The organism is Chitinophaga sp. XS-30, from assembly GCF_008086345.1.
Taxonomy (GTDB): domain Bacteria; phylum Bacteroidota; class Bacteroidia; order Chitinophagales; family Chitinophagaceae; genus Chitinophaga.
The window spans coordinates 1,898,269-1,910,675 of record NZ_CP043006.1 but is presented as its reverse complement, the minus strand read 5'-3'; the positions used below and the strand labels follow the sequence as shown (position 1 = coordinate 1,910,675).

Below are 12,407 nucleotides of genomic sequence, written 5' to 3'. Positions count from 1 at the left end.
GACAATAAGGATCAAAATAAGAAACCTTCCGGAAAATTCACAGCGGACTTAATAAAAACGCAGGAATGAAGGCGCTTTCATAGCGAAGATATCGAAGCGGAAGTCCACCACAGTGGTCACTTCAAAGTACACCTTGCGCATGCCCGGGGGCGGATTGGGATAGTAATAAGCGCCGAGCTTGAGGGTGTTCAGGCTCAGGTTTTCGTTCCGGATACGCACGCCCAGGCCGGTTCCGGTATAAACAGGGTTCTTCAGCAGAAAGGTTTCCTGGTGCGATAACTGCGACGCCTGTACGGAGGCGAACCAGTTGAATTTGAAGCCGTACACTTTCCAGCTGGAATAGAATACGCTTTCTGCCCGCAGGTTGAGCCGGTGAAAGCCGTTGATGCGGGTATCGCGGTATCCCCATATGCCGTTCTCCAGGTTGATATTGAGCGGCTTGTAAAAGTAGTTGTTGGGATTGCCGAGATAGTCCGCCGAGGTGAACAACCGCCAGTGCCACTGGCGCAACCGCATCAGCTTGCTGTAATAGCTGAGGTTCAGGTGGATCACGGCATCCTCCGATACCTTCCGCTGCCAGAAGCTGCTCACCCCCACTGCCGCGCTCAGCAAGCCATTGAGCCGGGTATGCCAGTATTTTTCCGCTTCAATGGCCGTGTAAAAACGCTTTCTGCCGGTCCAGTTCTCCCATCCGGCGGACAGGCCGGCAGTGTAGCCGTAGGGAATATCTTCCGTACGCCCGAAACCGAAGAACTGATGCGTTTTGAAGAAGTCCTGCTTGAAAACAAGGAACTGCCCCAGGTAATAATGCCGGTCGTTATAAATGGGATCTTTGATATAGATCTCCTGTGACGGTTTTTTGTCGAAATGCAGGTTGTTGTATCTGAACAACAGCGCCAGGTTGGGCCGGTCATCGAAACGGCCGTCTCTCCGGTAACGGTTCAGAAAGCTGTATCCTCCCCATATATCCAGCAGCTTGTAGGTATAATCGCGGTAGAGGGTATCTGCGGGGCCGAAGATATTGATGGAATAATTCCTGGCGACGGTGAGTCCTCCGGCCAGTTTAGCGGAATTGCGATACAGCGGCCTGCTGATCTGCAGGTAATAAGACCCTTCGTACACGCCGGTGTCCATGGGTTGCTGGTTGTTCAACGAGGTATAACCAACAGAAATATCCATAAAGGTACCCATCAGGTTATACTTTGTGTACCGGACTTCCGTTCCCCATTCGCGGTTCCAGGTATTATTCCAGCGGAACCCGGCCATCAGGCCCTGTCCCGCTCCGAAGAGATTGTTGTTGGATACCCGCAGCGCCGCAGCTGTGGGGGAAAGTTCCGAGAGGTCGGCGCCATACTCAAAGATATCTTTCGTCACCACCTGGATGTCCACCGTATCCGAATAAGGCGATTCCAGCACCCGTATGCGCGCATCCTGTATAAAGGGGCGGTTACGGAGGTAACGTTCGTTATCCGCCAGCTCATACGCATTCACGGTATCCTTTTCCCGGAAGAACAGGGTCTGCCGGATCACCCATTCCTCGGAATCGAAGTGAAGGCGGTTGGCGAGGTGGATGAGCTTCATGGAGGTGGTGAAGGTAGTATCGTTGATGTTCCGGGGGCCGAATACTTTTACCTTACGGTAATAGATATGACGGATCACTTTGCCGGTATAAGGCAAAAAACCCTGTTCGCTCCTGGTCATGCTGCTATCGTCCACCGAAGGCGGCGGGTCGTTATGACGGGAGAGCTTGAAAAGCACAGAATCCCGGAAACGACGGTTCTTCATGGAATCCACATACGCATTGAACTTCTTGAACCACCGCTTGCCTTGCGGAGGGATCGTGTCCGACTGCGCATACACCTGTTGTGGCATTCCAAACAAAATCAGGTAACAGCTTATAAGGGTAACAGCAATACTTATTTTTTCAGACCGCTTCAATAGTTCCCATTGACGTTGGCAACAATACAATTTTTTGTCCAATTTCCGGGCAGACGGATAAAAACAAAGGGAGGGCCAACGGTCGACCGTTTGTACCCTCCCCCTTTTATGGCAATACTGATAAGCTAAGGATGTACCGTAATTGTTCTGCCGCTGCGTCCTGCATTGTCGAACACCTTCAGTTTCACGGTCCCTGCTGCTACCGGTGTTGTGTACACGGGGCTTTTAGCCGTTGGTTCTTTCCCGTTTATTGTATAACGGATCAGGAGGCCCGGAAGTTGTACGTTGGCCAGAACTTTACCGTCCTGCACCACGGCCCCTGCCGGCGGAATGCGGTAATGATAGCCGCCATTGAGCGCTGCCAGCCGCGGAAGCTCCTTTTTCCCCAGCACATTGGCAAAAACGCTCCAGGCTTCATTGTACAGCCCCGTTGCCTTCTTTTCGTCCTTTTCCTCCGCCCAGGCGGGACTTGCCGCCCAGGCCCTTTCCGCCATACCCAGCAGCTTGGGCAGCAAAAGGTATTCCAGCTGTTCCGGCGTTTTCACCGTCTCGCCCCAGAGCGCCCCCTGAATACCCACGATATTATCCCGGCCATATTCCGTCAGCCGGTCCTTGCCGGAGAAAATATCCGGCGGCAGCGGATTGCCCTGATCATCTTCTCTGGCGTTCTTATACAGGTCGAACGGAATGAAATAGAAGGGTTTATCCACATCCACATATCCTCCCCAGTAAAAACCCGGCTCATCGTATTCCTTCGAATAGGCCATATCGAAATAATAATTGCTCACGCCGGACAACACTACTTTATAACCGCCATTGGCGAGCCGGTAAGTGAGGTCCTCCATACCGCCGCCCATCACGTTATTCCATACATCCAGCTGAAAATTGCGGTTGCCGAAATCCGGATTGGCGATCATAACGGGCTTCCCGTCACGCTTCGTTTTACGCATGCCGGCCTCTTCCCATCCGTAGAGCTGCATACCGCGACTGTTTACGATCTTCGCCACTTTGTCGTAGAAATAATACCACAGGTCATCCGGATACTGCAATCCCTCCCGGAACATCAATTCCCGCACAACAGGGGATTTTTCCCACACACCGGCCGGTGTTTCGTCCCCGCCCATATGGATGATATCCAGCGGAGCGCCGGCTTCCCGGTGCATGGCCGCCAGTTCGTCCACCACTTTTTCAATGAATTTATAAGTAGAGGGCAGCGCAACGTTCATCACATTATCTTTCCATTCCTGTACAGAGCGGTATGCACTTTTATCTTCGGGATCGCTGAGCCGGTATTCCTCCGCTTCCGCCATTTTCCCGGCTTCCGCGAGATTTTTGCAGCGTGCGTCCATGGCTTTGATGGCGGCCCTGGCGTGACCGGGCATCTCTATTTCCGGGATGACCGTGATGTGCCGGGCCTTCGCATACCGCAGGATGTCGATATAATCTGCTTTTGTGTAGAAGCCTGAACCGGTGGTATTATTGATATCCGGCCCGGAGCCATAGGAAGGCTGCAGCGCAGTCCGCTCGTCTACCGTATGCCCGCGCCTGCCGCCTACTTCCGTCAGTTCCGGCAGGCCCGGTATCTCAACGCGCCATCCTTCGTCATCGCTCATATGCAGATGCAATACATTGAGCTTGTAAAGCGCCATCAGGTCCAGCACCCTGATAATTTGCCTTTTGGGTTGGAAGTTGCGGGACACGTCCAGCAACAGCGAGCGGAAACCGAAACGGGGAACGTCCGATATTTCCGTCAATGCCAGTACCGGCTTGCCTGACGGCGGTATTAGCTGGCGGAGGGACTGGATGCCGTAGAATATACCATTGGCATAGGTGCCGGCAATTTCCACATGGCTCTCGTTGACCTCCAATCTGTAAAACCCGGGACCATTATACCGGTGGGTATGTTTCACCAGGCGCACCGTACCCTGGTTCTCATCCTGCAAAACCTTTACCGGCCTGCCCAGTCTGCTACCGAGGATATCCGCCAGAAAATTGGCTTCTGCCAGAAAATCAGGATGGGTGCCGATGGTGGCCTGTGCCGGTAATACCAGTTCTCCCGGCCGATCTTGTACAGACAAGGCAGTAGGAAATATCTTCGGCAGCTTTTCCAGCGGAATGTCGCTGATCAGGGCGTTCTTTTTATACACTTCTTCCGGTGTGGTCTGCGGATGCTTGTCCGCCGCCGTACGCCGGAGCTGTTCGCTGCGGGTGGAAGGAATGACCGTATAAGCAAGGGCATGGCCTTTGGCGGGCCGGCTGTCCCATACGATATACGGGCCGTCCGGCGCATCGGTAAAATTGGTGACCCAGGCCACATGCACGATGCTGATCTTTACGGAATCTCCCGGTGCAATACCTTTGAATGATGCATTCGGGCGAAAGGTATAAAGATGGCCGTTGATATGCCCGGCCTCGATGCCCGGCGCTACCTCCCCCGGTGTCACAAAACGGATGAAGTTGTAATAGATCGTCCATCCTGAAGCCGGAAACGTTTGTTTCGACTGGTTCACGAGCGTAAAGGTGGATAAGGTCTGTGCTTTACCCTGGTAGCCATTTTCCACCACTTCCCAGGTCAGTTGCAAACCATCTGCGGGAAAAGCGGGGGATTGAGCGAAAAGATAACCGGATAACAGAGTGAGCATAATAGTCAGGCTGCGGCGCATATTGTTTATTTGTTAAAAGATTTGTGGATGGTGGACAGCAGGTATCCTTTCGGATCGCTGGAATACTCCCAGAACATGACGCCGCCGAGCTTGTGTTTTTTCACGTATTTGCATTTCAGGCGGGTGGAGCGTTCATCATCGTAGGTCACGAAAATAAACTGTTCCGGGTGAAAAAGATAAGGCGCTTTGGCCTTTCTGTCCCAATGCCGGGCATACCCCTGCGTCATCAGGCTGTCTTTCAGCCGGGTGAACCCTCCGCCTCTTGCGCCTTTCAGCGCCTGGCGGTTGAGCCCGCTGTTCTCCCCATCCGGCAGCGCCCATGCACGGCCATAGAATGCGATGCCTACAACGATCTTTTCGGGCGGTACACCTGCGGCCAGGTAGAGCTTTACGGAGCGGTCGGCAGAAGATTCCTCCGGATCTTTCGTTGAACCGTAGAGGTTAGTATGATGCCCGGCAATGCCATTGGGATTGGTCTTGTAATCATAACTCATGATGTTGACATAGTCCAGGTACTGCTGCGCTTTATCCATTTCCGTGTGATCGATGAAATATTTGCCGCCGCCGACAGCGGTGGTGAGCTGGTATTGCTTGCCGGTCTCGGCTTCCAGGCTGTCCAGCGAAGCGCGCAGGGCTTTGAACATGAGGGTATAGTGCTGCTTGTCTTCCGGGCGGTAGATATTCCCTTCTTCTCCCGGCACACCGGGATATTCCCAGTCGATATCCACGCCATCCAGACCGTGTTTCCGTACAATGTCTACCGAAGTATGGGCGAAGAGGCGCCGGGCTTCTTCCGTAAGCACGGCATCCGAAAAGTTTTCGCTCCAGGCCCATCCGCCGATGGAGATCATTATTTTCAGGCCGGGATTACGTTGTTTGAGCGTATTGAGCAGACGGAAATTTACGGTATCCGTTCTTTCGTTGGTCAGCCAGGCTTGTCCGTTTTTGATATCCACGAAGGCATAGTTGATATGCGTAAGTTTTTCCACGGCAATGGTCTGCGGGTCCAGCACCTGGCCGCGAAATCCGCCTACATAGGCGATCACCACGGGCGAAGGGCGTTTTTTGCCGGCAGCGTTCCTGCCGGCGTGGGTAAAGCTGGTGGCTAGTACCAGGGAAAGGAGAAGAAATGTGTTGCGCATCCTTAAATATAAGGAAAAAGGCGGCTTTGGGGAAAGCGCCGCTAGCAAAGAAGATGGTATCGCTTGCCGGGAAAGCATGGCTAAAGCCGCAATGATAATACATCGCTGGCAGAACGGCGGCTTGCGAAAAAAGCACCGCCCCGGTGGATACCGGAGCGGCGGCTCATTTTGTTTCTACTGCTTTTAACTATGACAACGGAATGATGCGAAAGATGCATGGATTCCATAATGCTTTGCTATCTCCCGCAACCTCTGCGGGCAGCAGCTTGGCTATTCCTGCATCCTGAAATTCACCGGGAGATTGAAGTACACCGGTACATTCTCTCCGTTCTGGCGGCCGGGTTTCCATTTCGGCATTTTTCTCACCACGCGCATGGCCTCTTCTTCCAATCCCGCCCCCTTTCTGGCGCCAATCGTTTCCACTTCAGTGATCCGGCCGTCTCTCCCGACAACGAACCTTACGAAGATCATCCCGGAAACACCGTTATCCTGGGCCATAGCCGGGTAGCGGATATGGTCCCGGAGGAACTTTCTCAATGCGGCTTCTCCGCCGGGGAATTCCGGCATAATCTCTACTGTAATAAAAGGCCGTTCTTTTTCCACTACGGGCGGAGTTTCCACTACCCCTGTTCCGCCGGTACCTTCCGGCACCCCGAAGTCCACCCCGTCCGGGTCGCCATCAATATCCGCCACACCAATGGCCTTGTCTGTCAGATCAGCATTCTTCGGCACTTCATCCTCCGGCCGCACATTTTCATCCCGGTCTATTCTGAAGATCGCCGCATCAACCGTCGGAGCGGCCGCTGGCGGCGGAGCTTGCGCCGCAGGCGGGGGAATAACGGGTTTCTCTACCGGCATTTCCACCGTTTCCATCGGCGGCAATTCCACATAATCTTTGGGGATGTACGCTTCTTTATCCGAGGCCATCAGCCGGGTGCTGACCGTATATCCGCCGATCACGAGCGTCACGATGGCAGTCATGCCCATTACGGCGTTGCGTACACGTTTGTTGTAACGGCGACGGAGATCATATGCGCCGTAGTCCTTGTTGCGGTCATCGAAGAGGATGTCAAGGAAATCTGATTTGAGAAGTTTGGTTGTTTCCATGGCAGAAAGTTTATAAAGGAGATGCCATGGAAATAATTTTCCATACAAAAAAAACCTAACTGGTTGAACTTTTTCGGGGACAGGCTGTTTTATAAGTAGTTAGCCGGATACACCTCCTGCAAATTTCCCCGCCGATATGGCGCCAGCCCTATACGAAACAAGTCTTTGGTCTGTCCCATAATTCCGACTATTGGCGGTTCCGGTAGCCAGATGATGGCTATCCGGACGAGCCAATGGATTTTGTTGCACCATCACACCTGCAACGCCTCCGCAGCCGCTTCATCCACGAACCAGTGCAGCGCTCCGTTCTCCGGCCGGATCAGTTGGGAGGGATATTTATCGGGGTCTGTAGCGCCATCTATCACACTTTTCAATGTCAGCGCCTTTCCCGGGCCTGTGGCCATGAACACCACACTTGCGGCGAGATTGGTGACGGGTGCGGTGAGCGTGATACGGTACATGTCCTGCGCCTGCAGGAAAAATGCTTTTACCCAGGCTTTTTTCTCCTGTACGATGGGCAGGCCGGGGAAAAGGGACAGGGTATGCCCATCGTCTCCCATACCCAACAGCACGAGATCGAAAGTATTCGGCTGACCATCGAAGTAGCGGTGCAGTATCTTTTCGTATTCGGCAGCGGCGGCTTCCGGTGCAATATCGGTGCGCATGACATGGATATTTTCAGCGGGCGTGCCTGTTTTATCCAGCAGCACATCGTATGCCATGCGGGCATTGTTCCGGGGATCTTCGAAAGGAACGGCCCGTTCATCTCCCCAGAAGAAATGCACCCGCTGCCAGTCGATCATATTGATGTAAGGCTCTTTGGCCAGCAATGCGTACAGTGCCTTAGGCGTATTGCCGCCGGAAAGCGCGAAGGTAAACCGTTCCTGCTTTTGCAATACGTCCTGGATATACTGGCTGATGAATGCGGCGAGGTTCTCACTCAGTTGCTGCGGGTCTTTGGCGATATGAAGTTCCATGTAAAAGCGGATTATTGCATGAAAAGGGATGCCTCAAAGCAACTTCTCCGGACCGGGCATCGCCCGCATGGCAACGCACTCCATAAGATGTTACTGTTGCGGCATCCCCGCTGAATTATTTTTTCTCGGGTGGCAGATTGATCCAGGCATGGCCATCTTTGGCGATGAGGGCATCTGCATCTTCCGGTCCCCAGGAATCCGGATTATAATTCGGGAAATCCTGCGGCTGGCGGGTCTCCCATGTTTCCAGGATCGGCATGATCACTTTCCAGGCGGCTTCCACCTGGTCTGCGCGCATGAAGAGCGTAGCATCACCTTCCATAACATCCAGCAGCAGGGTTTCATAGGCTTCCGGAGTGTGATCGTCTGAACCTTCGTAGTTGAAGGTCATATTCACAGGGTCGAGCGTCATCGTTTGCCCCGGACGCTTGGCCTGGAAGCGGATACGGATATCCATTTCCGGCTGTATGCTGATGGTGAGCCTGTTGGAGCGCCAGGATTCCGCGGCTTCCGAAGGGAAGGCAAAGGTCGGCGCATCCTTGAACTGGATGGTGACATGGGTGGACTTCTGATGCATCAGCTTACCGGTGCGTACATAAAACGGTACACCCTGCCAGCGCCAGTTATCGACATAAAATTTTACTGCGGCATATGTTTCCGTTCTGGATTCAGGCGCCACGTTCTTCTCTTCCCGGTAACCCGCTACCTGTTTACCTTTCATCCATCCGGCGGAGTACTGGCCGCGTACGGCATGTTCGTGTACGTCTTCTTTCCTGATGGGGCGGATGGCATTCAGCACATCCACTTTTTTGTTCCTGATCTCGTTGGCATCGAAGGAAACCGGAGCTTCCATGGCTACCATGCACATGAGCTGGAGGATGTGGTTCTGCACCATGTCCCGCAGGGCGCCGGAGTGTTCGTAGTATCCCGCACGGTCTTCCAGCCCTACGCTTTCTGCGGCGGTGATCTGGATATGATCGATATAATGGCGGCTCCACACCGGTTCAAAGAGGGCATTGGCGAAACGCAGCGCCAGGATGTTCTGAACGGTTTCCTTACCGAGATAATGATCGATACGGAAGATCTGTTCTTCCGCGAACAAACCGGTCAGCAGGGCGTTCAGCTCATGCGCGCTGGCGAGGTCGTGCCCGAAGGGCTTTTCAATAACGATGCGGGTGGCGGCTTTATCCTTGCAGAGGTTAAGCGTGCCCAGCTCCTGCGCGATGGACGGCACGAGTTGCGGCGCTACGGCCAGGTAGAAGATCACGTTGGGATGAACGTCCCATTCTTTTTCCTTTGCCTGCACGTATTCGGTAATGCGGGCATAGGACGCAATATCCCCGGCATCCAGCTGCAGATAGTTCACATGTTCGAAGAACTTCTTCACATGGCCGTTCTGTTCTCCTTTGCGGCGGGAGAAATGCTGTATCCCTTCGAGCAGATGCTCCCGGTAGGCTTCGGCGGAATATTCGGTGCGGCCGATGCCTACGATGGAAAAATTTTCCGGCATCCATTCGTCCAGGAACAGGTTGTACAGGGCCGGAGTGAGTTTCCGGTAGTTCAGGTCGCCGCTGCCGCCAAAGATGAAGAGTATGGAGGCTGGTGGGCGTTTATGGTGTTGCATAAAAAAAATAAAGATGATTAATGGTGTTGCCAGGAAGTATGAAAACTACCGGGCATGTCTATACGCTGATAAGTATGTGCGCCGAAATAATCCCGCTGCGCCTGCACCAGGTTGGTAGGCAGCCTTTCACTGCGGTAGGCATCGAAATAGGACAATGCGGCCATGAACCCTGCTGCGGGCAGTCCGGCCTGTGCCGCCTGTACGATCACGGCACGCATGTTATGCTCTCTGCTTTTGATCATTTCCGCTACGGTTTCGTTCAGCAGCAGGTTAGGGAGGCCCGGGGCCTGTTGCATGGCGTTGTAGAACGTACCGAGCAGGGCGGAGCGGATGATGCAGCCGCCGCGCCATACCTTGAGAGCCTGTGGCAGCGGAATATCCATTTCCAGTGCGGAGGAGGCGCTGTGCAGCATGGCCATGCCCTGTGCGTAACACATAATGGTGGCGAACTGCAAGGCATCCTGCACCTGGGAGATGAATAGTTGCTGATCCGCCGGAACAGGTATTTCCGGTTCTTTATAAATGGCTGCGGCTTCCAGGCGTTCATCGCGGAATGCGGAAATGGTGCGCATGGCAACGGCCGTGTCTATCACGGTAGCCGGTACGCCGAGGTCCATGGCATCCTGGGAAGTCCATTTACCGGTGCCTTTGGAACCGGCTTTATCGGAGATCACGTCTATCAGGCGCAGTCCGGATTTGTCATCCGGCTGCAGGAAGATGTCCGCAGTGATCTCCAGGAGGAATGACTGCATTTCCCCTTCATTCCATTGTTTGTACACTTCGTGCAGCCTGTCGTTATCCAGTCCGGCTGCTTTAAGCAGGCGGTAGCTTTCGCTGATCAGTTGCATGATGGCGTATTCGATACCATTATGCACCATTTTCACATAATGCCCTGCGGCGCCTTTGCCGAGGTAAGCCACACAGGGCTCTCCTTCCACTTTGGCGGAGATAGCCTCCAACATGGGCTTTACATGGGCATATGCTTCCTGGTCGCCACCCGGCATAATACTTGGGCCGGTGCGGGCGCCCTGTTCGCCGCCGGACACGCCTACGCCCATGAAGTGAAAGCCGGCTTCACGGGTCGAGGTCACCCGGCGGAGGGTATCGGTATAGTGAGAGTTGCCTCCGTCTATTACGATGTCTCCCGGTTCCAGGAGAAGTTTCAATGCATCCAGTACATCATCTACCGGTTTGCCGGCCGGTACGAGCATCATTACCCGGCGGGGGCGCTGCAACCGGCTGATCATCTCCTCCAGGGCTACTACCCCTTTTACGCGGGTGCCTGCGGAGGCGGAAGTTTCCAGGGCTTTGGCCTTTTCTGTATCCTTATCGAAGCCGATCACGGCAAACCCATGATCCGCCATATTGAGCAGGAGGTTTCGCCCCATCACGCCCAGACCGATCATTCCAAAATCGTACAAGCTGTTTGACATATCTAGATTTATCTGTGGTAATAAGCGGTAAAATTAGCCAATTACCGGCACTATTTCTTCTGCAATTGCAGGGTAAGGTCACGAAGGGCTGTCAGCTGGCGGGAGACGAGGTCGCGGGTCTTTTCGTCTGTCAGCCGGCCCTGCTCATCAAATTTGGTGGGCGCTTGCGCCACCAGTACTTCCGGCTTCCCGGTTTCTTTCATGTTCAGGAACTGGAAAACCTGCTTGAAGGCCAGTTGCATCCGCACCGTGCCCCACATTCCCGGCGTAGCGCCCATAAGGGCTACCGGTTTGTGCATCAGCGGGGCATCCTGACCCCTGGAAGCCCAGTCTATTGCGTTCTTGAGGCCACCCGGGATGGAATAATTGTACTCCGGGGAAGCGATCAGGAAAGCATCCGCTTTGGCCAGGGTTTCCCGGAAACGCCGCACGGCAGGGGGACGATCGCCCGTATCCAGGTCCGCATTATACATCGGCACGTCATCAAAACGAACGATCTCCGCCGTAACGCCTTCAGGCAGCAACTCCATTGCCGCTTTCAGCAACGAAGTATTATAAGAGCCCGCCCGCAGGCTTCCGGATATTCCAACGATATGTATCATATATGCTGTGTTTTTGTATTGATGCGGTAAAAATAGGCACAAAAATGCTATAGGAAAAACGGGCGCAACACGATATCTTGTAAAGATTAATCCCGATACATATGAAAAAAGAATGGATACTTCTCCATTATCTCCCCTGTTCCTACTTTATTATCTGCGCCGCCGGTATGTTATGGGGCGCTTTCAATTACTCCGCCATCGTATTGCTGCTGATCTTTGGTGCCTTGCTTTTTATCCGGCGCTTTTATGCCCGGCTGGTGACCGGGGGATTGATGATGTTCCTGTCCATTTTCATGTTCCTGGCGCTGGCGGATGAGGTGACGGACCTGCGGGCAGCCGGGAAGGACGCGGGAAACCTGCTGCTGGCCGGAAGCCTGCTGATCGGCGGAAGCTTTATCATGTCCATTCTCCTGCTGGTCCCTCTTTCATATTTTTCAAAAGAAAAAAGAGGAGATATGTATCTTGTATCGCTATGAGGAAAGTTTTGTTCTTACTGTTTTTCGCCGGTGCCGGTCTGAATGCCGCCGCGCAGGAAACCCGCGTTTCGCTGAACCATATTGCGCTGTATGTGCAGGACCTGCAGAAAGCCACGGTTTTTTACCGGGATTTTCTTGGGCTGGATACGATCCCCGAGCCCTTTCATGACGGCAAACATACCTGGTTCTCCGTTGGCCCCAAAAGCCACCTGCACCTGATCGCGGGGGCAAAAAGCAAACAGCAGGGCGACATCAACACTCATATCTGCTTCAGCGTTGCTTCCGTTGAAGCTTTCATCGAACGATTGAAAAAAGCAGGCATTCCATACCGGAACTGGCAGGGAGAAAAGAACAAGATGACTTTGCGGGTAGACGGCGTCAAACAGATCTATCTGCAAGACCCGGACGGCTATTGGGTGGAAGTGAACGATGCCCGGTCGTAACG

General features: G+C 53.7%; 10 protein-coding genes. 2 read left to right on the top strand and 8 right to left on the bottom strand.

Annotated features, from left to right (window positions below; translation table 11 throughout):
• Positions 1-48: 48 nt before the first annotated feature.
• The 8 genes from FW415_RS07925 to FW415_RS07890 form a co-directional block, all read right to left on the bottom strand.
• Entirely contained in the window at positions 49-1,872 is a 1,824-nt protein-coding gene (locus tag FW415_RS07925) for a hypothetical protein (RefSeq protein ID WP_148383729.1), read from the bottom strand.
• 191 nt (positions 1,873-2,063) lie between these two features.
• Positions 2,064-4,601 carry a family 20 glycosylhydrolase gene (locus FW415_RS07920; protein WP_148383728.1) on the bottom strand — a complete coding sequence of 846 codons (2,538 nt, stop codon included), beginning with the start codon at positions 4,599-4,601 and terminating at the stop codon, positions 2,064-2,066.
• A gap of 5 nt (positions 4,602-4,606) precedes the next feature.
• The gene (locus FW415_RS07915) at positions 4,607-5,743 is read right to left on the bottom strand and encodes a glycoside hydrolase family 18 protein (protein ID WP_148383727.1); all 1,137 of its coding nucleotides are present in this window, start codon (positions 5,741-5,743) and stop codon (positions 4,607-4,609) included.
• A 270-nt stretch (positions 5,744-6,013) separates the two neighbouring features.
• Positions 6,014-6,850, bottom strand: a complete 837-nt coding sequence (locus tag FW415_RS07910; RefSeq protein WP_148383726.1) for an energy transducer TonB — start codon at positions 6,848-6,850, stop codon at positions 6,014-6,016.
• Between the two features lie 251 nt (positions 6,851-7,101).
• The gene (pgl, locus tag FW415_RS07905) at positions 7,102-7,827 is read right to left on the bottom strand and encodes a 6-phosphogluconolactonase (RefSeq protein ID WP_148383725.1); all 726 of its coding nucleotides are present in this window, start codon (positions 7,825-7,827) and stop codon (positions 7,102-7,104) included.
• A 115-nt stretch (positions 7,828-7,942) separates the two neighbouring features.
• Complete coding sequence (gene zwf / locus FW415_RS07900) at positions 7,943-9,451, bottom strand: glucose-6-phosphate dehydrogenase (RefSeq protein ID WP_148383724.1); 1,509 nt, start codon at positions 9,449-9,451, stop codon at positions 7,943-7,945.
• A gap of 17 nt (positions 9,452-9,468) precedes the next feature.
• Entirely contained in the window at positions 9,469-10,884 is a 1,416-nt protein-coding gene (gndA, locus tag FW415_RS07895) for an NADP-dependent phosphogluconate dehydrogenase (RefSeq protein WP_148383723.1), read from the bottom strand.
• A 50-nt stretch (positions 10,885-10,934) separates the two neighbouring features.
• Positions 10,935-11,486, bottom strand: coding sequence for an NADPH-dependent FMN reductase (locus FW415_RS07890; protein ID WP_148383722.1), 552 nt, complete (start codon positions 11,484-11,486; stop codon positions 10,935-10,937).
• Between the two features lie 101 nt (positions 11,487-11,587).
• Between FW415_RS07890 and FW415_RS07885 the strand changes: the two genes are divergently transcribed.
• On the top strand, positions 11,588-11,962 hold the full coding sequence (locus FW415_RS07885) for a hypothetical protein (RefSeq protein WP_148383721.1): 375 nt from the start codon (positions 11,588-11,590) through the stop codon (positions 11,960-11,962).
• Positions 11,959-12,405 carry a VOC family protein gene (locus FW415_RS07880; RefSeq protein WP_148383720.1) on the top strand — a complete coding sequence of 149 codons (447 nt, stop codon included), beginning with the start codon at positions 11,959-11,961 and terminating at the stop codon, positions 12,403-12,405. The genes FW415_RS07885 and FW415_RS07880 overlap by 4 nt, the downstream gene beginning before the upstream one ends.
• Positions 12,406-12,407 lie beyond the last annotated feature (2 nt).